The organism is Actinomadura scrupuli (assembly GCF_050971785.1).
Taxonomy (GTDB): Bacteria; Actinomycetota; Actinomycetes; order Streptosporangiales; family Streptosporangiaceae; genus Actinomadura_E; species Actinomadura_E scrupuli.
The window spans coordinates 311,032-333,619 of record NZ_JBPCCU010000003.1; the positions used below are offsets into that span (position 1 = coordinate 311,032).

The 22,588-nt window shown below is 72.7% G+C and carries 15 protein-coding genes and 1 tRNA gene; 5 read left to right on the plus strand and 11 right to left on the minus strand.

Translation table 11 applies throughout. The features are described from left to right. Window positions 1–9 precede the first annotated feature (9 nt). The 3 genes from ACRYCC_RS15675 to ACRYCC_RS15685 all read left to right on the plus strand — a co-directional run bounded on the left by ACRYCC_RS15675 (window position 10) and on the right by ACRYCC_RS15685 (window position 3,096). Window positions 10–1,512, plus strand: a complete 1,503-nt coding sequence (locus ACRYCC_RS15675) for a cytochrome P450 (RefSeq protein ID WP_433812660.1) — start codon at window positions 10–12, stop codon at window positions 1,510–1,512. A gap of 208 nt (window positions 1,513–1,720) precedes the next feature. After that, window positions 1,721–1,864, plus strand: coding sequence for a hypothetical protein (locus tag ACRYCC_RS15680; RefSeq protein WP_433812662.1), 144 nt, complete (start codon window positions 1,721–1,723; stop codon window positions 1,862–1,864). 71 nt (window positions 1,865–1,935) lie between these two features. Next, on the plus strand, window positions 1,936–3,096 hold the full coding sequence (locus ACRYCC_RS15685) for an acyl-CoA dehydrogenase family protein (protein WP_433812664.1): 1,161 nt from the start codon (window positions 1,936–1,938) through the stop codon (window positions 3,094–3,096). 93 nt (window positions 3,097–3,189) lie between these two features. On the opposite strand, the gene ACRYCC_RS15690 is transcribed toward ACRYCC_RS15685, so the two are convergent. Continuing rightward, window positions 3,190–11,556 (minus strand): type I polyketide synthase, encoded by an 8,367-nt coding sequence (locus tag ACRYCC_RS15690; protein WP_433812666.1) that lies wholly within the window; start codon window positions 11,554–11,556, stop codon window positions 3,190–3,192. Between the two features lie 939 nt (window positions 11,557–12,495). Between ACRYCC_RS15690 and ACRYCC_RS15695 the strand changes: the two genes are divergently transcribed. After that, entirely contained in the window at window positions 12,496–13,653 is a 1,158-nt protein-coding gene (locus ACRYCC_RS15695) for a DUF389 domain-containing protein (RefSeq protein ID WP_433812668.1), read from the plus strand. 64 nt (window positions 13,654–13,717) lie between these two features. Here the strand turns inward: ACRYCC_RS15695 and ACRYCC_RS15700 are convergent, their stop codons facing one another. The 8 genes from ACRYCC_RS15700 to ACRYCC_RS15735 all read right to left on the minus strand — a co-directional run bounded on the left by ACRYCC_RS15700 (window position 13,718) and on the right by ACRYCC_RS15735 (window position 21,328). Further along, window positions 13,718–14,185 (minus strand): hypothetical protein, encoded by a 468-nt coding sequence (locus tag ACRYCC_RS15700; protein ID WP_433812669.1) that lies wholly within the window; start codon window positions 14,183–14,185, stop codon window positions 13,718–13,720. A 145-nt stretch (window positions 14,186–14,330) separates the two neighbouring features. Further along, entirely contained in the window at window positions 14,331–15,788 is a 1,458-nt protein-coding gene (locus ACRYCC_RS15705; protein ID WP_433812671.1) for a class I adenylate-forming enzyme family protein, read from the minus strand. Between the two features lie 30 nt (window positions 15,789–15,818). After that, on the minus strand, window positions 15,819–16,700 hold the full coding sequence (locus ACRYCC_RS15710; protein WP_433812673.1) for an alpha/beta fold hydrolase: 882 nt from the start codon (window positions 16,698–16,700) through the stop codon (window positions 15,819–15,821). A gap of 147 nt (window positions 16,701–16,847) precedes the next feature. Further along, window positions 16,848–17,426 carry an ester cyclase gene (locus ACRYCC_RS15715; protein ID WP_433812675.1) on the minus strand — a complete coding sequence of 193 codons (579 nt, stop codon included), beginning with the start codon at window positions 17,424–17,426 and terminating at the stop codon, window positions 16,848–16,850. 385 nt (window positions 17,427–17,811) lie between these two features. Then, window positions 17,812–19,134, minus strand: coding sequence for a sensor histidine kinase (locus ACRYCC_RS15720; RefSeq protein ID WP_433812677.1), 1,323 nt, complete (start codon window positions 19,132–19,134; stop codon window positions 17,812–17,814). Between the two features lie 171 nt (window positions 19,135–19,305). Then, window positions 19,306–19,875 carry a dihydrofolate reductase family protein gene (locus tag ACRYCC_RS15725; RefSeq protein ID WP_433812678.1) on the minus strand — a complete coding sequence of 190 codons (570 nt, stop codon included), beginning with the start codon at window positions 19,873–19,875 and terminating at the stop codon, window positions 19,306–19,308. 137 nt (window positions 19,876–20,012) lie between these two features. After that, a complete protein-coding gene (locus tag ACRYCC_RS15730; protein ID WP_433812680.1) occupies window positions 20,013–20,711 on the minus strand; it encodes a 4'-phosphopantetheinyl transferase family protein in 699 nt (232 codons plus the stop codon). Then, window positions 20,708–21,328 (minus strand): metallophosphoesterase family protein, encoded by a 621-nt coding sequence (locus ACRYCC_RS15735; protein WP_433812682.1) that lies wholly within the window; start codon window positions 21,326–21,328, stop codon window positions 20,708–20,710. Before ACRYCC_RS15735 ends, ACRYCC_RS15730 begins: the two co-directional genes overlap by 4 nt. A gap of 186 nt (window positions 21,329–21,514) precedes the next feature. Here ACRYCC_RS15735 and ACRYCC_RS15740 point away from each other — a divergent pair. Beyond that, window positions 21,515–21,591 (plus strand) — tRNA-Leu (locus ACRYCC_RS15740). 45 nt (window positions 21,592–21,636) lie between these two features. Here ACRYCC_RS15740 and ACRYCC_RS15745 read toward each other — a convergent pair. Both ACRYCC_RS15745 and ACRYCC_RS15750 read right to left on the minus strand, forming a co-directional pair. Continuing rightward, the gene (locus ACRYCC_RS15745; RefSeq protein ID WP_433812684.1) at window positions 21,637–21,867 is read right to left on the minus strand and encodes a DUF5988 family protein; all 231 of its coding nucleotides are present in this window, start codon (window positions 21,865–21,867) and stop codon (window positions 21,637–21,639) included. Between the two features lie 118 nt (window positions 21,868–21,985). Then, the gene (locus ACRYCC_RS15750) at window positions 21,986–22,516 is read right to left on the minus strand and encodes a helix-turn-helix domain-containing protein (RefSeq protein ID WP_433812686.1); all 531 of its coding nucleotides are present in this window, start codon (window positions 22,514–22,516) and stop codon (window positions 21,986–21,988) included. Window positions 22,517–22,588: the final 72 nt, after the last annotated feature.

The window sequence follows — 22,588 nt, forward strand, 5'->3', positions numbered from 1 at the left end:
GGGACAGAAATGGATGTTTCCCAGCCGACCCCCGCCGAGTCCAAGGGCCGCGAGACCGCAGCGGAGAAGGGCGCCACGGCGTCAGCTGATCGGTGTCCGGTCGATCACGCCGCCGGATCGACCCCGCCGGAGGCCGCCGCGCGCCCGCAGACCGTCATCCCCGCCACCACGCTGCCCGGGCCGCAGACGCCCCAGCTGCTGCAGGTCTTCACACACTGGAAGCGCCCGGTGGTGTTCATGGAGCGGTGCCGCCAGCGCTATGGCAGCCGGTTCGCGCTGAGCCGCGGGTTTCCACCCAGGCCGATGTACGTGCTCACCGATCCCGAGGATGTGAAGCAGATATTCCTCGCTCCCAACGACGTCCTCCACACCGGCCGCAGCTCCGCCATGATCGAGAAGTTCATCGGCCACACCGGGCTCGCCTGGCTCGACGAGGACGAGCACAAGGTCAGGCGCAAGCTGCTCATGCCGAGCATGCACGGCACGGCGCTCCAGCGCCTCGCACCATTGATCGCCGAGATGGCCGCGCGGGACGTCGCCAGGTGGCCGCGCGGGGAGGTCACGTCGCTGCATCCGTTCAGCTACCGCTTCACGCTCAACGTGATCCGCGAGGTGATCTTCGGATCGGCACCGCCGAAGCGCTGGGAGGAGTTCCTCGACACGTGGCTGACGATGATGCGGTTCGCCAACCGCCCAGCGGCGCTGCTGATGTACCAGCGGATGTCGCCGGCGAAGATACGGCTGATGAAGGCGATCCGGCCCCTGGGCTACCACGCGTTCCTCAAGCACCGGGCGCACGCGGACGCGCTGATGGCCGAGTACATCGAGGAGCGCCGGAACTCGGGTGAGGCCGGCGACGACATGCTCTCCGTGCTGCTCCGCATCACCCATGAGGACGGCTCGCCGCTGAGCGACGTGGAGCTGCGCGACGAGATGATGACCATCTTCCTGGCCGGCACCGAGACGGTCGCGGGGGCCCTCTCGTGGGCGTTCCTGCACCTGAGCCACGAGCCCGCGGTGTGCGAGCGGCTGCTCGCCGAGATCGAGGCGGGCGAGGGTGACGCCTACCTCACGGCGACGGTGCAGGAGGTGCTGCGTGTCTGGCCGTCGATCCCCCAGATCATCGCCCGGGAGGTCATGAAGCCAATCGAGATCGGCGGAGTGCGCTACGAGCCCGGGTCGTTCCTGTGGGCGAGCGCCTATCTGATGCACCACGATCCGGCCGTCTACCCGGACCCTGACGAGTTCCGCCCCGAGCGCTGGCTCGGCACCAAGCCCGGCGCCTACTCGTGGATCCCGTTCGGAGGCGGCCGGATCCGCTGCCTCGGCGCGGAGATCGCGATCCTCGAGATGAAGGCCGTGCTCCGCGAGGTGCTGACCCAGTGCGAGCTCCGTCCGGTCGGTCCGCAGCTGGAGAAGCCCCGCAGCCGCGTCGTCATCGTCATCCCGAGGAAGGGCGCCCGCGTGGAGCTACGGCCCCGGTCGAAGGCGCCGAGCCTGACCGGCAGCTGAGGCCGCGCGGCACGCCGGCGAGCCGGACCGGGAGGCGGACGCCAGGAGCCCGGCCGTACGGCCGCCGGCGTCCGCCCCGGCCCGCGCCCCGGCGGGCACGACCCCGCTGAGACGGCGGCCGGCGCGGCGGCCCGCGGTGCGCGACCGGGCCGTACGGCCGCCGGCGCCCCGGCCCGGGTCGCCGGGCGCCGCCCAGGCAGGCGGGTACGTGGCGTCCCGTCGCGGGGCTCGCGCGCCGGGCGTCGCGCTCGGCGCGGACGACGACTTCTTCGAGCCGGAGCGAGACCGGTCCCTGGCCGCGGTCCGGCTCACCACCCGCACCGGGGCCGCCGGCCGCCCGCCGGCGGTGTGACCGTCCTGATGGAACCCCGACCGTGCGTCTGCTCTGTGCCGAGATCGGCACCCGACCGGAGGACGACCCCCATGAGAGAGCCCGAGCACATCCGCGCCGTACAGCGCTTCGTCCGCGACGAGCTGATCGGCCATGAACACGAGCTGGACACGCTGGCCGAGATGCCGCTGCCGCTCTACGCCCGCTTCGCCGACACCGGCCTGATGAACTGGTGGCTGCCCAAGGAGCACGGCGGCCTCGGCCTGAGCCTCGAGGAGAGCGTGCGCATCGTCAACGCGCTCGCGTACGGGGACGCCGGGGTGGCCTTCACGCTCTTCCTCCCGGTGCTGACCACGAGCATGGTGACCCTCTTCGGCAGCGACGAGATCCGCTCGCGGCACCTCGACCCGCTGATGGCCGCCAACGGCTTCGCCGCCACGCTGGGCAGCGAGCACGCGGCCGGGAGCGAGCTGGCCCGCATCGCCACCACGGCGCGCAGGGACGGCGACTGGCTGGTGCTGGACGGGACCAAGGCGTTCTCCACGAACACCGACTTCGCGGAGTTCCTCGTCGTGGTGGCGCGGTCGGCGGAGACCCCGGACGACTACCTGGCGGTCGTGGTGCCGCGGGACACCCCGGGCATCGAGGTGCGCAAGCGCTGGGACGTCGTCGGCCTGCGGTCGTCCGCGACGTACGAGGTGGCGCTGGCCGGCGTCCGGGTGCCGGCGGCGAACGCGCTGCGCGGCAACGGCCTGCGGCTGCTGGAGGTCGGCCTGAACGCCAGCCGGATCCTGATCGCCACCACCGCGCTCGGCATCGCCCGCCGGGCCCGCGACCTGTGCATGGAGTACGCGCGGACCAAGCAGGTCAAGGGCGCGCCGCTGGTCACGAACGCGGTCTTCGCCGGCCGGCTCGGGCAGATCGAGATGCAGATCGACGTGATGACCAACCAGTGCCTGGCGGCGGCGCGGGAGTACGACGAGATCGGCGCCCGGCCGGACGCGGCCGAGGAGTTCCTCCGGCAGGGCACGATGAAGGCGGCGATGACGACGAAGATGTTCTGCGGCCAGGCCGGCTGGCAGGTCGTCTCCACCGCCTCGGAGATGTTCGGCGGCCTCGGCTACACCCGCGAGACGCTGGTGCAGAAACTGCTGCGCGACGTGCGGTACGTGTCCATCGTCGAGGGCGGCGACGACGTGCTGCGCGACCTGCTCTTCGCCCGGCACGTGGTGCCGGTCTCCAAACGCGCCTAGCTCCGGGCGCGCCCAGATCAGTGACTCCTCGCCGTCCTGCCCCTGCCGGCCGAGGAGTCACTGATCTGTTCGCACGCCCAGCTCCCGCGCCGGTCAGAGCTGGTTGTCGATGAACTGGAACATCTCCTCGTCGGAGGTGAGGTCGAGGGAGGCCAGCGGGTCGCCGCCGTTCCGTGCGCCGCCGAGCCGGGCCACCGCCGCCTGCAGCACGGTCACCACCCGGTCCCGCTCCTCCGGCTGGGCATCGGCGCCGTCGAGGTGCGCGGCGACCTGGTCGAGCGCCTGCTGGAGCACCTGGTCCGGGGCCGGCGGGGCCGGGACCAGCTCGCGCAGCAGGTAGTCCGACAGCCCGATCACCGTGGGCAGGTTGAACACCAGCGTGGCCGGCAGCCGCAGGCCTGTCTCGGCGCTGAGCCGGTTGCGCAGCTCCACCCCGGTGAGGGAGTCCAGGCCGAGTTCGCTGAACGGCGCGTCCATGTCGACGGCCGCCGCCGAGCCGTGCCCGAGCGCGGACGCGACCTGCGCCCGGACCAGGTCCCGCACGGCCGCCGTGGCGTCGGCTCGGTTCAGCCCGGCCAGCCGGGCGGCGATGCCGGCGGCCACCGGAGCCTGCGGGGACGCCCCGGCCTCGACGGGCTCGGCCCCGGCCGCGGAAGTCGCCCGCCGGGGCGGGCGCACCAGGCCTCGCAGCACCGCCGGGACTTCACCGCCGGCCTCGGCCTGGGCGCGCACCCCGGCGAGGTCCCAGCGGGCGGCCAGCACCGGCCCGGTCGCGGCCAGCGCCGCGTCGAGCAGTGCCAGGCCCTGCTCCGTCGGCAGCTCCGCGAGGCCCGTCCCGGCCAGCCGGGCCCGGTCTCCCGCGGACAGCCCGCCGGTCATGCCGGTGGGCAGCGACCACAGGCCCCAGCCGATCGACACCGCGGGCAGCCCGAGGCCGGCGCGGTGCAGCGCCAGGGCGTCCAGGAACGCGTTCGCCGCGGCGTAGCCGGCCTGGCCGAGAGTGCCCAGCACGCCGGCGGCCGAGGAGAACAGCACGAACGCGGACAGCGGCAGGTCGGCGGTCAGCTCGTGCAGCAGCCAGCCGGCGTCCACCTTGGGCCGCAGCACCACGTCGAGGCGCTCCGGGGACATGCCCTCGACGGTGCCGTCGTCGAGCACACCGGCCGCGTGCAGCACCCCGACCAGCGGCCGGTCGGCCGGGACGGAGGCCAGCAGGGCGGTCATCGCCCGGCGGTCGGCGACGTCGCAGGCGGCGACCTGGACCGTCGCCCCCAGGCGCTCCAGCTCGGTGATCAGCTCGGCCGCTCCGTCGGCATCCGGCCCGCGGCGGGAGGTGAGCAGCAGGTCCCGCACGCCGTGGTGCTCGACCAGGTGGGCGGCCACCAGCGCGCCCAGCCCGCCGGTGCCGCCGGTCACCAGCACCGTGCCGGTGGTCAGGTCGGGCACCGCGTTCTCGGCGTCGTGGTCCTCGGCGCCTTGCCAGGCGGCGACCCGCGGCACCAGCACCGCGCCGTCGCGGACCGCGCACTGCGGCTCGCGGGCGTCCAGCGCCGCGGCCAGCAGCCGCCACGCCCCGGGTCCGCCGTCCCCGACGTCGGCCAGCGCGAACCGGCCGGGGTGCTCGGCCGCGGCCGACCGCAGCAGGCCCCACACCGGCGCGGACACGACCGCGTCCGGGTCGGCGAGCACGACCAGCCGGGAATCACCGTGCTCGTCGGCGACCCACTGCTGCACCGCGTCCAGCAGCTCGGACAGGCCCTCGTGCACCGCGTACGGCGGATCCTCGGCCACGTCCCGGGGGTCCGGCAGGTACGGCAGCAGCACGACCTCGGGCGTGGTGCCCAGCTCCGCGACGGAGGCCAGTTCGTAGCACAGCGGCGCCCGGATCCCGTCCGCGCGGACGGCGTCGCCGATCTCCGCGGCGCGCGGGTCCGTGCCGACGACCGCCCACTGCCGGCCGGTGGCGTCGGCGGGCAGGAGCGGGGTCCGGACCCAGTCCAGCCGCTGCAGGCCGCCGTCGGCGGCGGTCCTGCCGGCCGCCTGCGCCGGCCGCAGGTTCAGCGCCGCCACGTTGCCGAGCGGGCGCCCGTCGCCGTCCCAGACCGTCAGCGCGACGTCGCCGTCCACCGACCGGCTCAGCCGGACCCGCAGCGTGTCCGTGGGAGTCCCGGCCAGCCGCACGCCGGACCAGGAGAACGGCAGCAGCAGGCCGTCACCGGCGTCCGCGGCGTCCAGCACCAGCACGTGCAGGGCGGCGTCCAGCAGCGCCGGGTGCACGGCGTACCCGTCGGCCGGCAGCGACGACGGCAGCCGCACCTCGACGTACCGGTCCGAGCCGGCGGACCAGGCCGCGACCAGGCCCCGGAAGGCCGGGCCGTACCCGTAGCCGGTCTCGGCCAGCCGCTCGTACGCCCCGGACAGGTCGACCGGCCGGGCGCCGGCCGGGGGCCAGCTCGGCAGCGCGGCCGGAGCCGGTGCGACCGGGCCGAGCAGCCCGGTGGCGTGCTGGGTCCACTCCGCGCCCTCTTCGCCGGCCGGCCGGGCGTGCATCGCCAGTGTCCGCCGGCCGTGCTCGTCTTCGGCACCGACCGAGAGCTGCAGCTGCACCGCGCCGGAGTCGGGCAGCGCGAGGGGAGCCTGCAGGGTGAGGTCGTCGACGCCGCCCGCGCCGGCCGCCGCGGCGGCCTGCAACGCCAGCTCCACGATGGCGGTGCCGGGCAGCAGCACCGTCCCGGCCACGGTGTGCTCGGCCAGCCACGGTGTACGGGTCCGGGACAGCCGCCCGGTCAGCAGCAGCCCGCCGGAGCCGGCGAGTTCGACCGTGCCGTCCAGCAGCGGGTGCGCCGGCCCGTCCACCCTGCCGTCGAGCCAGAACCGCCGGCGGTCGAACGCGTACGTCGGCAGCTCCGGCAGCCGGGTGACCGGCCCGAGCAGCGCGGGCCAGGACACCGTCGCGCCCCGGACGTACGCCTCGGCGGCGGCGGTGAGGAACTGCCGCGGGCCGCCGGAGTCCCGCCGCAGGGTGCCGACCGCGGCGCCCTCGATACCGGCGTCGTCGAGGATGTCGCGTACCGCTCCGGCCAGGATCGGGTGTGGGCTGCACTCGACGAACAGCGGCCGCGCGTATCCGTCGAAGGCGCGGATGGCGGTGTCGAAACGGACCGGGTCGAGGAGGTTGCGGTACCAGTACTCCGCGTCGAGCACCTCGCCGAGGACGAAGTCACCGACGGCGGACGAGCAGATCGCGACCTCGGTGCCGGCCGGGGCCAGCTCGCCGAGCCGGGCCAGCAGCTCCTCCCGTACCGCGATCACGTGCGGGGTGTGCGCTGCGTAGTCCACCGGAGTGCGCCGGATCCGCACCTCCTCGCCGTGCGCGGCGATGAACTCGTCCGCGGCGTCGAGGTCGCCGGCCACGACCGTGCCGGACGGGCCGTTGTCGACGGCCAGCCACAGCCGGTCGGGCCAGGCGGCGATCCGCCGCAGCACCTCGTCCGCGGGCAGCGCCACCGCCAGCACGGCGCCGGTGCCGTCCAGGGCGGACACCGCCTGGCTGCGATGCGCGGCCACCCGCGCCGCGTCCTCCAGCGACAGCGCGCCGGCGATGCAGGCCGCGGCGATCTCGCCCTGGGAGTGGCCGACCACCGCGGCCGGCTCGACCCCGGCCGACCGCCAGGTGGCGGCGAGCGCCACCATCATCGCGAACAGCACGGGCTGGATGACCTCGGTGCCGGCCAGCTCGGGCGCGCCCTCGGCGCGCCGGATCACGTCGAGCACCGACCAGCCGGTGTGCGGCCGCAGCGCCTCGCTGCACCGGCCGAGTTCGGTGGCGAAGACCGGGTCGCCGTCCAGCAGCTCGGCGGCCATGCCGATCCACTGCGAGCCCTGGCCGGGGAAGACGAACACCGGCCGCGCCTCCGTCGTCGCGACCCCGGCGGACAGCGTGGGGTGGGTGTCGCCGGCGGCCAGCGCGGTCAGCCCCGCGGTCAGCTCCTCCCGGTCGGCGGCCACCACGACCGCCCGGTGCGCGAACGACGGGCGCCGAGCCAGCGCCGGCCCGGCGGCGGCCAGGTCCGCATCGGACGCGCGGCCCGCGTACGCCCGCAGCCGCTCGGCGTTCGCCCGCAGCGCGGTGGCGGACCGGGCCGACAGGACCCACACCAGCGGCCCGGCCGGGTCCGCCGGCGCCGGGTCCGGGTCCGGCGGGACGGACTCGATGATCATGTGCGCGTTGGTGCCGCTGATCCCGAAGCCGGACACCGCGGCCCGGCGCGGCTCGCCGTTCGCCGGCCACTCCCGCGCCTCGGTGAGCAGTTCCATCCGGCCGGAGTCCCAGTCCACCACCGGTGTCCGCTCGTCCGCGTGCAGGGTGCGGGGGAGCACGCCGTGCCGCATGGCCAGCACCATCTTCATCACCCCGGCCACGCCGGCCGCGGCCTGGGTGTGGCCGATGTTCGACTTGATCGAGCCCAGCCACAGCGGCTTGTCGGCCGGCCGGTCCTGGCCGTACGTGGCGAGCAGCGAATGCGCCTCGATCGGGTCGCCGAGCGCCGTCCCGGTGCCGTGCGCCTCGACGGCGTCCACGTCCGACGGCTCCAGCCCGGCGTCGGCGAGCGCGCGCCGGATCACCTGCTGCTGCGCCTGGCCGTTCGGGGCGGTGAGGCCGTTGCTCGCGCCGTCGGAGTTGACAGCCGCGCCGCGGATCACCGCCAGCACCGGATGCCCGTTGCGGCGCGCGTCCGACAGCCGCTCCAGCACGAGCATGCCCGCGCCCTCGGAGAACGAGGTGCCGTCCGCCGCGGCGGAGAACGCCTTGGCCCGGCCGTCCGGGGACAGCCCGTCCTGCCGGGTGAACTCCACCAGGATGCCGGGGTTCGCCATGAGCGTCACGCCGCCCGCGACGGCGAGCGTGCACTCGCCGCGGCGCAGCGCCTCGGTGGCCAGCTGTAGCGCGACCAGGGACGACGAGCAGGCCGTGTCCACGGTCAGCGCGGGGCCCTGCAGGCCGAAGGTGTAGGCGATCCGCCCGGACGCCACGCTCAGCGCGGTACCGGTGAGCAGGTGTCCGTCCACCGTTCCCGTCGGCTGGTGCAGCCGCGGGCCGTAGTCGGTGGTCATGGCGCCGACGAAGACGCCGGTCGGCGAACCGGCCAGCGACGCCGGGTCGATGCCGGCCCGCTCCAGCGCCTCCCAGGTCGTCTCCAGCAGCAGCCGCTGCTGCGGGTCCATCGCCAGCGCCTCGCGCGGGCTGAGGCCGAAGAACGCCGCGTCGAACTCGTCCGCGTGGTGCAGGAACCCGCCGTACGGCGCGGCACAGGTGCCCGGCCCGGCCGGTCCGCCGAGCAGCGCGTCCAGGTCCCAGCCGCGGTTGGCGGGGAAGGCGGAGATCGCGTCGGTGCCGCCGGCCAGCAGCTCCCACAGCTCCTCCGGCGAGGCGGCGCCGCCCGGGTAGCGGCAACCCATCGCGACGATCGCGACCGGCTCGGTGCCGGTGCCGGTGCCGGTGGCGGGTGCCGGCACCGGGTGCGGTCCTTCGGCGGGCGAGGTGCCGGCGCCGGCGAGCTCGTGCAGGTGCTCGGCGAGCCGGGCCGGGGTGGGGAAGTCGAAGGTGGCCGTGGTCTGCAGCCGCAGCCCGGTCGCCTGCTTCAGCCGGTTGCGCAGCTCCACTGTGCCCGCCGAGGTGAGCCCCAGGTCCTTGAAGCTGCGCGCCGGGTCGATCGTGGCGCCGTCCTGGTGGCCCAGTACGGCGGCGGCCGCGCCCACCACCAGCTCCCGTAGCGCGCCGCGGTCCGCGGTGGACACCGGGGCCGCCTCGGCCGCGGTCGCCGCCGCGGCCACCGCCGGCCGGGCCACCGGCGTGCCGGCCAGCCAGTGCCGCTCGCGCTGGAAGGCGTACGTCGGCAGGTCCGTCGGCAGCGCGCCCTGGAGCGTCCCGAGGGAGACCTCGGCACCGCCGGCCCAGGCCTCGGCCAGGCTCCGCCGGAACCGGTCGGGCCCGCTCTCGCCGCGACGCAGCGTGCCGGCCACGGCGGCGTCGAAGCCGGAGTCCTCCGCGGTCTGCTCGATGCTCTCGGCCAGCACCGGGTGCGGGCTGCACTCGACGAGCAGGCCGCAGCCCAGCGCGAGCGCCTGCCTGGTCGCCGCCGCGAAGCGGACCGGCCGGCGCAGGCTGTGGAACCAGTAGTCCGCGTCCAGCCCGGCGGTGTCCATCGGCTCGCCGGTCAGCGTGGACACGAACACCGCGGCCGTGGAGCGCGGCCGGACCGGGGCGAGCTCGGCGCGGAGCCGGTCCCGCAGGCCGTCCACGGCGGCGGAGTGGGACGCGTAGTCGACCGGCAGCATCTTGGTCCGGTGGCCGTCGGCGTCCAGCGCGGCCTGCAGCTCGGCCAGCGCGGCCGTGCTCCCGGAGACGACGACCGAGCCGGGGCCGTTCTCGGCGGCCAGCGTGACCTCGGGTCCCATCCGGGCGGTGACCACGTCGGCGGGCGCGCCGACCGACAGCATGCCGCCGCCGGACAGGCCGCGGATCGCGCGGCTGCGCAGTGCCACGACGCGGGCGGCGTCGTCCGGGGTCAACGCGCCGACGACGGTCGCGGCGGCGATCTCGCCCTGCGAGTGGCCGACCACGACGTCCGGCTCGAGACCCCGGCTGCGCCAGAGGGCCGCCAGCGAGACCATGACCGCCCACAGCGCCGGCTGCACGACGTCCACCCGGTCGAGGCCGGGGGCGCCGGGTGCCTCCCTCAGCACGTCGAGCAGGTCGAAGTCCACGTACGGGGCGAGCGCCGCGGCGCACTCGGCGGCCCGTGCCGCGAACGCCGGCTCGGCGTCGAGCAGGTCGCGTGCCATGCCCGGCCACTGCGAGCCCTGCCCGGGGAACACCAGCGCGCACCGGCCGGGCACCGCCCGGCCCGTCACCACGCCCGCGTCCGGCCGGCCGGCGGCGAGCGCGTCGAGGCCGGCGAGCAGAGCGGGCCGGTCGGGCCCGAGCAGCACCGCCCGGTGCTCGAAGCGGGCCCGGGTGCGGAGGAGGGACAGCGCGACGTCCGCCGGTTCGACGCCGGGGCGGGCGCCGAGGTGCTCGGTGAGCGCCGCGGCCTGCGCCCGGAGCGCCGGGACGTCGCGGGCGGACAGCGCCCATGGCGTGCCGGCCGGCGGCGGGCCGGTGCGCTCGGCGGGCGGGCGCGGTGGTGGCGAGGCGAGCACCAGGTGGCAGTTGGTGCCGCCCATTCCGAACGAGCTGACGCCGGCGACCAGCCGGTCGCCGCCGGCCGGCCAGTCCCGGGCCTCTCGCACCACGTCCAGGCGCAGTTCGTCGAGCGGGATCGCGGGGTTGGGGGTCTCGAAATTCAGGCTGGGCGGCAGCGTCCGGTGCGCGATGGACAGCGCCGTCTTGACGAAGCCGGCGATGCCGGCCGCACCCTCCAGGTGCCCGATGTTGGTCTTCACCGAGCCGACGAGCAGCGGGGCGCCGGCCGGGCGGCCCGCCCCCAGCGCGGCGCCGAGCGCGGCGGCCTCGATCGGGTCGCCGACGCGGGTGCCGGTGCCGTGCAGCTCGACGTACTGGATCTCGCCCGGCTCGACGCCCGCCCGGTGGCAGGCCCGCCGCAGCACCTCCTGCTGGGCCGGCCCGCTCGGCACCGTCAGCCCGTCGCCGCCGCCGTCGTTGTTGACCGCCCCGCCGAGGACGACGCAGTGCACCGGGTCGCCGTCGGCGAGCGCGGCCGAGAGCCGCTTGAGCACGACGACGGCGCCGCCCTCTCCGCGCACGTACCCGTTGGCGCGGCTGTCGAAGGTCCAGCAGCGGCCGTCCGGCGACAGCGCGCCGAAGCTGCCGACCGCCTCCGTGGTTTCCGGCACCAGCATGAGGTTGACTCCGCCGGCGAGCGCGAGCTCGATCTCGCCGCGGCGCAGCTGCTCGCAGGCCAGGTGCACGGCCAGCAGCGACGAGCACTGGCCGGCGTCCACGGTGAGGCTGGGACCGCGCAGGCCCAGCAGGTAGGAGACCCGGTTCGCGAGCAGGCTGCGGTGGACGCCGGTGAGCGTGTGCGGGCCGGCGCCGAGCCGGTCGTGCAGCGCAGCGTAGTCGTCGTTGATCGCGCCGACGACGACCGCCGTCTCGCTGTCCCGCAGCGAGGTCGGCGCGATCCGTGCCCGCTCCAGCGCCTGCCAGGCCAGCTCCAGCGCCAGCCGCTGCTGCGGATCCATCGCCGCCGCCTCGTTCGGGGAGATGCCGAAGAACGCGGCATCGAAGCGGTCGACGTGGGGGAGGAAACCGCCGCGGTGGTACTCGGTGGGGCCGGCGTCCGGCCACCGGTCCGCCGGCACCTCCGCCACCGCGTCGGCTCCCGCCCGCAGCAGCCGCCAGAACTCGTCCGGATCGCCCGCTCCGGGCAGCCAGCAGGACATGCCGACGACGGCGACGGGCTCCTCGGCCCCGGCTCCGTACCCCGTAGCAGACATACCGGTACATCCCTTCCTTATGATCGCTTCGGCCGCCGCCCTTGATGACAGCCGGTGATGCGAGCAGTCGCCGCATTCCGAATCGGCCGGCAGCCGGCCACGCCCGGGAGCTCCGCGCGTCCGCTGCCAGATGGGTCCAGATGGTTATGGTGTTGTGCGGGTCGGCCGAAAAGCCGATCAAGGCCACCGCAGCCGCCGGGCGGCCCGCGACGCCGCGCTGCTCGAGCCGCGCAGCCCCGGCCTCGACCAGGCCGCCCTCCTCGCCGGCCGGGTGCTCCCCGCGATGAACGTCCCGGCCGTGCTCGTGAGTGTCCGCAGGTCAATTGTCAGATGCGACCACATTTCCATGGTCACGCCTGTAATTCGGTCGGCTGCAGGCAGCACAAAATAGTGAAGCCATCAAGTATCTCCCCGTATCCGAATGGCGAACTGTGCCCGTGCCTGCGGCCAATAGCCTACTCGTCACAGCATCAGCAACGGAACAATTAAGTGCAAGACGTAGGGCACGAGTATGAGGTTGCTTCTCTGTTAACTTCCGCCAACACGGACCTTGCCCCGGATCTCGCGGACGCATGTGCGCGTCCGTGCGGATAGGCGCGAAAGAATCTGGGTATCGGCTGTGACCTGGGCTTTCCTTCGCCTGGTGGCCACTGCCCGAGGTGAGCGGGATCGAGGGCCGTGGCTCTTCGGCCGCGATATCCCGTCTTCGTTCGCCTTGACGGTCCCGGGTTTCGCGGCCCGCAGGCATTCGCGTCGCGGAATAGCCGCCATAACGTGGAGAACGTCGCTTGTGCACGTGCACTACTGCTTGTTGGTTCGTGTCGGCCCTGGCCAGGCCATATTTATGCCGGGTCGTGCGCGCGGACCGCGAAACCCGGGCCGGCCGGACGCCTGGGGTATGAGCCGGCTTCCGCATATTCCGTTGTTGCAGGTTAAGCGGTGATCAATAAAGCGACCAGGTCGTGGACCGAGCAGATCACCGTGGTGAGCGCTGAGCCGCCTCGATTGTTCTCTTTCCGCCGGTGCCATCTCGAGGGCAAGGCCGACGACTCCGCCGACTCGCTGCTGGTCACCTTCGAGATCACCCCGTCGGGCACGGGCACCAGGAGGGCCGGACAGGGCACGATGGTGTCCGTGCTGCACTTGCGAGCGATAGTGCCGGCCGGCCGGACGGATGCGGTCTGCGCCGTGCTGGCGGGCAACCCCGGCGTGACCAACATCGTCGTGATACCGGGCGCCGGGCGCCGGCCGGAGGGCGACCTCATCTTCGGCGACATGGCTCGGGAGGCCGCCAACGAGGTCATCGACGCACTGCGCGACCTGGCGATCGACCATGTCGGCTCCATCGCGATCGAGAACGTCGACGTCTCGATCTCCGATGTCGCGGTCACCGCGGCGGAGAAGGCACCCGGCCATGGCGACGACGCGGTGGTCTGGGAGGAACTCGACAAGCGCACCGAGGACGACACACGATTGACGTGGTCCTTCCTGGCGTTTCTGGCACTCGCCACCCAGCTGGCCGGCATCGCCGCGCTCATCGACTCGCCCATCCTGGTCGTCGGCGCGATGGTGGTGGGACCGGAGTTCGGGCCGATCGCCGCGATCTGCTACGGGCTCGTCTTCAGCGATCCGCGGCGCATCGTTGCCGCCGTGCGCACGCTGACGATCGCCTTCCTGGTCGCGATCGCCGTGACGTACGTCTGTGCGCTGGTCAGCAGGTGGATCGGTGTGATCGAGCTGGACAAGCTGCCGGACGAGCGCCCGCTGACCGCGTTCATCTACAGCCCCGACCGCTGGTCGTTCATCGTGGCACTGCTCGCGGGGGCCGCCGGAGTCCTCTCGCTGACGGCGGGCAAATCGTCGGCGCTGGTCGGCGTCTTCATCTCCGTCACCACCGTGCCCGCCGCGGGCAACCTCGCGGTGGCGCTCGCGTTGGCCCACACGTCGCAGATCGAGGGTTCGCTTCTGCAGCTCGCGGTGAACCTGGCCGGCATGATCATCGCGGGCGCGCTGACGCTGGTCGTCCAGCGGGGAGTATGGGCGCTCATCCGAGAGCGGCAGAAGCGTCGCCTCGGGCGCACTTCGCGGGGTGTGTAGGGCGGAGAAGCGGAACAGATCAGCGGTCGGCGGGTGCTCGTGCACCCGTGCGACATGGGTTCCGTCAGAGGCAGACCTTCACCAGGACACCGTTCAGCAGTTTCACGGTGAGGGTGCAGCCGCTGGTCACCGCGGGCCGAGTGGCCGGTGTGCCGTGCGTCGGCGCCGTGCTCGGGGAGTGCTGCGGTGCCGGAGGACGAGGAGAGGGGCGGCGCACCGTCGGTGCGGAGGGCGGGGTCTTCGGCTTGCCGCCGGCCGGCGCGGGAGGAGCCGCCGCCACGTGGACCGGTGAACGCCCCGGTTTCCTGACGTGCGGCGCCGCGGACGGTGCGGCCTGCGGCTTCCGTACGACGGGATGGGACGTGACGCCGGGCCTGAGTCCGGCGGCCGGAGGGCTTGGCCGGTCGTCGCCCGGCTCCGCCATGGACGCCGCCACGACGATGCCGGTGGCCAGCACCACGGCGCTTCCTCCGAGGCCGAAGACGACACCGTGATCGATGACGGTACGGTGTCCTCGCCGAACCAGCAGCATGCATGTCCTCAACATGAGCGTCCTTTCGAGCCGGCCGGGAACAGGTCCTGCATTCCCCCCGAGAAGGACACCATTCACCCGATTTCCGATGACACGCGTGCGGGGAGGCCGTGGGATCGTCGGGCTGCCTTCAGTGACCCTGGCGTCAGCCGCCGCGGGCTTCGACGAGCGCACCGCGGTTGACCTTCGTCGCCGCGCTCCGGGGGATCGCGGCGACGATCTCGATCGTCTTGGGGACCTTGTAGGGCGCCAGCCGGGACTTCGCGTAGGCGATGACCTCTTCGGGTGCGGGCGGTGCCGCGTGGTCGGCGGGCTCGATCACGGCGTGGACCCGGCGGCCCCACGCCGGGTCGCGCAGGCCGATGACGACGACGTCGGCGATCAGGGGGTGGTCGATGAGAGCGGCCTCGACCTCCGCGGGGAAGACGTTCGCGCCACCGGTGATGATCATGTCGACGCGGCGGTCGAGGAGGTAGAGGTAGCCGTCCTCGTCGAGGTGGCCGACGTCGCCGGCAGTGTGGAATCCGTCGTCGGTGCCGCGCAGGCGGGGAGCGTCGCCGAGGTACCGGTAGCCGCGGTAGGCGGGCGACCGCAGGTAGATCTCGCCGATCTCGCCGGTCGGTACGGGATCGCCCGCAGAGTCGAGGATGCGCAGCTCCGTGCCCCGGTACCCGCGGCCGACGCTGCCCTGGTGCGTCGTCCATTCGTCGCCGCGCAGGGCGGTGATGCCAAGGCCCTCGGTCATGCCGTACGCCATCACGAGGCGTTCGGCGCCGATCAGGCCGGCCCAGCGGTGTACGAGGGACGGCGGCATCGGTGCCGCCCCCTGGAGAATCCAGTGCAGGCTCGACAGGTCACGGTCCTCGATACCGGGCAGGTCGGCGATGCGCTGGAGCATCGTCGGAGTGGCGGTGAACGTCGTGATCCGGTGGCGCTCGATGGCGTCGACGGCCCGGGCGGCGTCGAACCCGTCCAGCACGGCGAGGCGGTCGCCGGCGAGCATGCTGAACAGTGTCGCGAACCCGTTGGTGTGGTACATCGGCGCGAGCACCAGGATCGTCTGCGGACGGGGTACCGGGGCCCACATCTGCATGAGCGGCGCGCCGTACATCGGGTCGTAGGAGGCGGGCCGGTCGTTGAGGATGACCTTCGGAGTGCCCGTGGAGCCGCTGCTGCAGATGCCGTTCAGGTGCGGCGAGATCACGTCGGGCAGCTCGGGTACGTCGAGGTCCGCTGTCGCGTCGATCCAGGGGAGGTCGTCCGCGCTCAGCTGGACGCGCGGGCCGATGACCTCGCGCAGGCGGGCGAGTTCCCAGTCGGGCACGTCCCACCGCACGGGGACGGGTACGGCGCCGAGCTTCCACGCGGCGAGCACGCTGAGCGTGAACTGCGGCGAGTTGCGGAGGGCGAGGGCGAGCCGGTCGCCGAGGCCCAGGCCCCGCGCGGCGAGCGCACCGGCGAGCCGGTCGGAGCGCTGGTCCAGCTCACGCCAGGTGAACGCCGGCTCGGCGCCGTCCGGCCCGAGGTGGCGCAGCACCACCGTGCCGGAATACAGCCTCGCGAGCTCCCGGACGCGCTGCGCGTTACTGACGTCGGTTCCCACCTGCCGTCCCTCCCGAGCCGGTGACGCCCGTCACGACCTCGGGCTCAGGGGCAGAACGTCGTTCGCCCATCCGTGCAGGATCGGGGCGAGCAACGGCCAGCGCACGAACAGGCCCGGGGCGTCCCCGGCCGTGCGCGCCGCCTGCCGCTCGCTCCACTCCGCATCCCCCCACGGTGGCTCGACGAGCCGGGCGCCTGGGAGGAGTTTCGCCACCTGTTCCGAGGTCTCGCGGCGGTGGTGGATGTCGCTCGCACCGCTGCGGAACACCAGCGCGGGCAGGTCGAGGGCTCGTGCGTCCGCGTCCGGCAGGCCGGGAACCAGCTCGTCGCCGCGGGGGCAGTAGGCGGCCATCCACCGCTCGAACGTAGCGATGAACCCGCGCGGGTCCAGGTCGAGGAACCGTTGTCGGTTGGCCGGGTTCCGGTCGAGGACCTCGGCCCATTCGGGCAGGGCCACGACGGCCTCCATGCCGCCGTCCCACGCCGCCCTGATCGACCCGCCGCAGTAGTGGTTTCCGATGGACAGGAGACCGAAGACACCCCCGCTGATCCACCACACCGCGAGAGCGGCGGCGACCTCACGGTGACGCGCGGCGGTCAGCAGCGAGACCCGCGAACCCCCCGACCCACCCGCGATCACCGCGGGCGTCATGTCGAGCTGCGACAGCAGCCCGGCCAGGACATCGGCCTGCATCGCCGACTCGGAGGCCCCGGTGAAGCACACCTGCGACTCACCGGTGTTGGGGCGATCCCAGATGAGCACCCGGTTGCCCAGCTCCGCCAGCGCGGCCGCGAGCTCCCGGACCCCCGGCGAGTCCTTGCCGTCCCGCCCGCCCGGCGTGATCGCCCAGGGCCGTCCGTCCCCGATCACCTCGTAGCCGACCGTCAGGCCGTTCACCCTTGCCGTCGCCATAGGGCAACGTTATAGGCGGTCTCCCAGGAAGAGAATACGGTTAACGAATCAGCGCATGCGGATTCTCATGGAGAGCTCTGGCACGCGGCCCCGACCGGGGCGGGCCGGGTGGTCCGGCGTACGGCATCCGTCACGTGGCGGGGGAGTTCATCGACGCTCGTCCGGGCGCGCTACGGGCCTGTCCCCGTCGTCGCCGCAGGCGCTGGTCCACCGGCGGAGTAATCCGCGCCACCCGGTGCGGGTGCCGGGAGTCGCGACCTCGCCGGTCTCGGACCGGGGAAGGTCGTGTTCGGCGGGGGGAACCTGCTCGGTCAAGGTGAAGCCGAGCTGGCTGTACAGCTCCAGCTGATCGTAGTACTCCCGATGAGTGAGGATCTTGTCGTTCGCGACGTGGGCTGCGCACGCGGCGCGGACGGCGATGCGACGGCCGGTTCCGTTCAGCTCGCGCCCGTCGGGCAGGAGGAAGGTCCCTGCGTGGGTGCCGGTGATCGTCCATTCGGTGATCGCGGGCTCGTCGCCCTCGGCTTCGAACCACGCCACCTGGTGAAAGTCCGGGAAGCCCGTGAAGAGGTGTTCGTAGAACCAGGAGATCTGCTCATGTCCCTCCGCCACGCCCGCCGGCGTGACGAGGACGGCCTCCGGGCTGTAGCACTCGAGCACCTGGTTCAGGTCGTGAGCGTTGATCGCCTTGCACAGCCGGTGCTTGATCTCCCAAGCGGTGGACATGACGATGGCCCTTCGCTGGTGCGGGGTAGGCCTTGGCCCGCCGAGAGCCTGGGGCGATCGGGCCCTGGTATGGCGGCGCTCAGGCGGCAGCCGGTCGGGCCGGCGCCCCGCGGCGTCTCTTCGAAGCTACCCAGCCGGCGGTCAGCCGCGAACAACACTCCGTTCAACTCGTGCCCGGGAACACCCCGGTCTGTCGACAGGGGCCAATACGGCTCTCAAACCGACAGAAAGGCGGCTGAACGGCTCCGGGTTCGTCTGGGGCGAGCCTCTGCTCGGGACCGCATCGCCCAGCGGCGTACGGGCGCCGGAATGGCGGAACACCGTCGTACGGCGCCCGGCGCCCGGCGCCCGCGTCCGGGATCGTGTCCCGGGAGGCCGCCGAGGGTCAGGTGCCGGGAGGGGGATCGCGGCGGGGGAGGCGCAGGACGAAGCGTGCTCCGCGTTCGCTGTCCTGGATGGTCAGGGTGCCCTCGTGGGCTTCGGTGATCTCGCGTGCGATCGCCAGGCCCAGTCCGGTGCCGCCGGCGTCGCGGTGGCGGGAGGCGTCGAGCCGGGTGAAGCGCTCGAAGACCATCTCGCGTTGTTCGGGGGCGATGCCGGCGCCGTCGTCGATGATCTCCAGCACGGCCGTGGGGCCGTCGGGCCGGACGATGACGGTGATCTTCGAGGTGGCGTGGCGGTCGGCGTTGTCGAGCAGGTTGACCAGTACCCGGGAGATCCGCAGCGGGTCACAGTCGATGAGGACGTCCTGCCGCAGGTCCCTGACGATCTCCATCCGGTAGGTGCGGCGGTCCAGTTCGTCACCCACCAGCCGGGCCAGATCGGTCCGGTCGTGGGTGATCGGGGCGCGGGCGTCGAGGCGGGCCAGGGTCAGCAGGTCGGTCACGATCGCCTGAAGCCGGTCCACCCCGGCCAGCACCGCCTCGGTCATCCTCGGCCAGTCGGCGACCTCCGGGCACATGAGGGCCTCCTCCAGCTGAGCCCGCATGGCGGTGATCGGGCTGCGCAGGTCGTGGGAGGCGTCGGAGGTGAAACGCCGCAGCTGCCGGTAGGCGTCCTCGAGCCGGTCCAGGGTGTCGTTCGCGGTCTCGGCCAGGAGTTTGATCTCCTCGTCCTTCCTGGGCACCGGGACCCGGCGGTCCAGGTCCGTGGCGGTGATCTCCGCAAGTTCCATCCGGATGGCCTTCACCGGAGCCAGAGCCTTGGTGATATTGCGGAAGGTCCCGACGGTCACCATCGTGGTCACCAGCATGGACGCACCGATCACGAAGACCAGCGTGGTGGCGTTTCCGTACCAGGGCACCACCGGAACCGCCACGTAGAGCAACCAGATCCCGTCCGGCTGAGAGAAGACCTTGAACGAGACGACGGTCATGCAGCCCTTCAACCCGGCCGGAGGGCACAGCGTCCGCTGGGTGCGCACGCCACTGTCGCTGGAGCGGATGATGGCGATCGGCGGCTTGCCGGCCAGTTGCCGGGTCGCCGCGACGACCCGGTTGTGCGCGTCCAGGACCTGGATCGCCTGGACCCTGCCGTCCTTGCGGTCCGGCAGCACGGCCGGCAGGCGCCCCAGTTTCAGCAGGGGCAGCACCCGGTCCCAGCCTGCCGTGATCCGGGCCTGGGCACCATCGTTCTCGTGTCTGCCCACCAGCACGAGGCAGAGCACGCTGAACCCGATGCACACCAGCGCCGAGACGGCGCCGGTCACCGCCGTCCTGCGAGCCCGAACCGATGATCGGTTCCAGTTCCACATCCGAAGCCCCCGAAGAGGTGCCCATACCTCCATAAGGCAATAAACCGTGAAGTCCAGTAATAATGGCCCCACGCGGCGCAAAGGTTTCGGTATGGATGTTCAAACCGGGCCGGCCGGGGAGCGTCGTCACCCTTGTCGCTCGTAGCGCAGGAGGACGGTCCTGGCGTCGAAGGTCCGCGAGTCGACGAACCGCATGTCGAGGCGGTGCTCGGGCTCCAGGAAGAGCCGCGGGCCGCCGCCGAGGACGACCGGGTGGACGACGACGCGGTAGTCGTCGAGCAGGCCGAGCGCGGTGAGCGAGGCCGCGACCTGGGCACCGCCGGTCAGCAGGATGTCCTTGCCCGGCTGCCGCTTCAGCTCCATGACCTCCTCGGCGAGGTTCTTTCCGATCACCAGGGCGTCCCAGCCGGCCGTCTCCTGTGTGCGGGAGACCACGACCTTCGGGGTCCGCCGCCAGAAGGGCGCGAACGCGCGGGCGTGATCGTCGGTCGTCTCGGGGTCGGCATCGGCCGTCGGCCAGTAGGAGGCCATCATGTCCCACACCACGCGCCCGTACATGAGCGTGCCGACCTGCTCGTTCATCGCCTCGGAGTACCCCGACAGCTCCGGTCCCAGGGCCGGCCAGTCGAACTCTCCGTGCGGCCCCGCGATGTGACCGTCGATCGACGCGTGGACCCAGTAGATGATCTTTCGCATGACGAGCTCCCTGTGGCTGCGGCGCCCCGATCGGGCGTCTTCACCGGAGAGTCGGAGCCGTTCGCGCGTTCTCGACATCCCCGCGAGACCGCCGCGCCCGCCCCGGCATGGCGATCAGCACCCGGCAGGGCGCACCCCTACGCCCCGCCCGGCGGCGGGCCGACGGCGGAGGGCGCCGTCCGCGGGGCAGGATCCGGCGGCAGGGCGATCGCGGTCACCAGCAGGCCGTCCATGACCAGCCATGTTCCGTCGAAGCACGGGGGAGCAAGGTCCCCGGTGGTGGTGAGCAGCCTGGCGCTGAAGCCGCCGTCCGGGCGGAGGACGACGTCGGCCTGCTCGAAGCCCAGCCAGCGATGGGTGAGCGGGAACCATGCCTTGTAGACGCTCTCCTTCGCGCTGAACAGCAGCCGGTCCCAGTGAATGTCCGGGGCGGCGCGGCGCAGGACGTCCTCGCGATGCGTCTCCGCCGGGAGGGCGATGCTCTCGTGCACCCCCTCCGGCAGCGGCGCGTGGGGTTCGGCGTCGATCCCGATCGTGAGCACGTCCGCCCGGTGGGCGACCGCGGCGGCCCGGTAGCCGTCGCAGTGGGTCATGCTTCCCACGATGCCGTCCGGCCACAGCGGAGCGCCGCGCTCGCCGTGCAGGATGGGGGCGGGAGCCCCGCCGAGGTCCTCGATCGCGCGGCGGGCGCACCAGCGGACGGTGGTGAACTCCCGGCGCCGCTTGTCCACCGACCTGCGGATCAGCTCCCTCTCGGCGGGGAACAGGTAGGCGCCGGGAGGGTCGAGGTACGCCTCGGCCGTGGCCACCTGGGGCGGCAGGATGTTTTCGATCATGGCGGCCCGGCGGGGAGGACGCGCCGCAGCCCTCCCGGGCCGCCGCGCCGGCCCCATTCGCGCGGATAACCGAGGGAGACCTCCTCGAAGCGGACCCCGTCGTGCCACATGGTCCGGCGGATGTGGAGGTGGCCGTAGACGACCGCCGCCGCCTGGTACTTCAGATGCCACTCGGCCGTGCGCTCGGTGCCGCACCAGAGCGCGAACCGTGGGAGGCGCAGCACCAGGGTCGGTTCGCGCACCAGGGGAAAGTGGTTGACCAGTACGGTCGGCATGCTCGTGTCCCGTGCCGCCAGCCGGCGTTCGGGCGTCACCACGCCGAGGCCGCGGCACATCTGGACCAGATGCCGGTAGCGCTGCTCGCCACGCAACTGCACCGGATCGTCCTTGGGGGTCCACAGCTCGTGGTTGCCCGGCACCCACACCACCGTCTCGAAGCGGTGGCTGAGGGTGCGCAGCGCCCATTCGACGTCGGCGACCCGTTCGGCCACGTCCCCGGTGAACAGCAGCCAGTCCGAGTCCGACCCGGGCCGCAGGCCCTCCACCAGCCTCCGGTTCTCGCCGAATCCGACGTGCAGATCGCTGATCGCCAGCAACGATCCCGTGCCGTCCGTCACGCCTTCTCCTTCGTCGCTCTGTGCGGGCCGGTGCCGATCTGGCCGGACCGGATATGGGGGGCTCAGCGGTGGCGCTTTCGAAGGTAGGGGTGCCGATCCCGGAGGTAGGGGCTGACCCCGCATCGCGTCCTGCCTAGATTATTCATTGGTCGCGCCGGTACGGCGTGACGCTCGATATCGTTTCGGGCCCCGGTAGCCCAATCAGGCAGTGAGGCAGCGGACTTAAAATCCGCGGAGTGTGGGTTCGAGTCCCACCCGGGGTACGAGGGGGACCTGGACTTTCGGCTTTCCGTGCGGCCCGCACCAGGCTATTCGGCGATTTTCGTGCGCATGATCCAGCGGAAGGTCGCCGGTGTCGCGGCGGTCGACTCGCCGACCAGCTCGAAATGCTCGTACCCGTTGCGGTGGCGGATCTTCAGCCTTCTTTCGGTGAGGGCGGATCGCCCGGTCCGCATCGCCCGGGGCAGGTTGTCCGGCCCTCCTTCGAGTACGACGTCGATCGATCCGTTGCCCGATAAGAGCCTGGTGTGTTCGTCCATTTGAGCACCTCCGCGTGTCCCTTTTGAGCACGGCTGGATTTGTCAAGGTCGGTGGGAAACACCACTGGCTCAATGATGGGTGACATTCGCCACCTTGATACCCGTACTCCCACCCCTATTACGCGCTGAGGTCCGTCGGGGGTCTCGACCGGTAGCCGTGCTCCCGGCGGCCGGTGAGCGACTCCCCGTCGCAGCCGCGGGATTCGTGGCCGCGGATCGGGTCGGAGCCGGGCAGCGTGACCTGCCCCAGCGCCAGGGCGCCGTTGTGGACCGCGGCCTCCCTGTCCAGGTCCTGGAGCGCCAGTTTCAGGTCGAAGCGCTTCACGTTCAGCTTGCGGTAGATCTTCGTCAGGTGCTGTTCCACCGTGCTGACGGTGATGTACAGCTTTCTCGAGATCTCCCGGTTCGTGTTGCCCTCGGCGGCCAGCGCCGCCACCCGCTGTTCGGCGTCGCTCAGGCTGCTGTGGGCCGGGTTGTGACCCGGGTCATCGAACTCTCCCTCCCCGGCGCCACAGGTCTGGAACGCGTCCAGCACGTTCGCCCTGCACTGCCGGGCGAGGACGTGCGCGTCGTGCAGCAGCCGGCCCGCCCGTTCGTCCCCGCCGAGTCTCCGGTAGGTGTCGCTCAGATCGGTGAGCGGCTGGGGCATCGACCTGCCCGCGGTCGAGATGCCACGCGTCCGGCATGAGCGAATCGCAGGAGGCCGCCGCCTTGTCCAGCA

Excerpts from the sequence above, each read along its gene's own strand:
- ACRYCC_RS15675 (WP_433812660.1), top strand. The coding sequence starts at position 10 with ATGGATGTTTCCCAGCCGACCCCCGCCGAGTCCAAGGGCCGCGAGACC.
- ACRYCC_RS15685 (WP_433812664.1), top strand. The coding sequence starts at position 1,936 with ATGAGAGAGCCCGAGCACATCCGCGCCGTACAGCGCTTCGTCCGCGAC.
- ACRYCC_RS15690 (WP_433812666.1), bottom strand. The coding sequence starts at position 11,556 with ATGTCTGCTACGGGGTACGGAGCCGGGGCCGAGGAGCCCGTCGCCGTC.
- ACRYCC_RS15700 (WP_433812669.1), bottom strand. The coding sequence starts at position 14,185 with ATGCTGCTGGTTCGGCGAGGACACCGTACCGTCATCGATCACGGTGTC.
- ACRYCC_RS15710 (WP_433812673.1), bottom strand. The coding sequence starts at position 16,700 with ATGGCGACGGCAAGGGTGAACGGCCTGACGGTCGGCTACGAGGTGATC.
- ACRYCC_RS15715 (WP_433812675.1), bottom strand. The coding sequence starts at position 17,426 with ATGTCCACCGCTTGGGAGATCAAGCACCGGCTGTGCAAGGCGATCAAC.
- ACRYCC_RS15725 (WP_433812678.1), bottom strand. The coding sequence starts at position 19,875 with ATGCGAAAGATCATCTACTGGGTCCACGCGTCGATCGACGGTCACATC.
- ACRYCC_RS15730 (WP_433812680.1), bottom strand. The coding sequence starts at position 20,711 with ATGATCGAAAACATCCTGCCGCCCCAGGTGGCCACGGCCGAGGCGTAC.
- ACRYCC_RS15745 (WP_433812684.1), bottom strand. The coding sequence starts at position 21,867 with ATGGACGAACACACCAGGCTCTTATCGGGCAACGGATCGATCGACGTC.
- ACRYCC_RS15750 (WP_433812686.1), bottom strand. The coding sequence starts at position 22,516 with ATGCCCCAGCCGCTCACCGATCTGAGCGACACCTACCGGAGACTCGGC.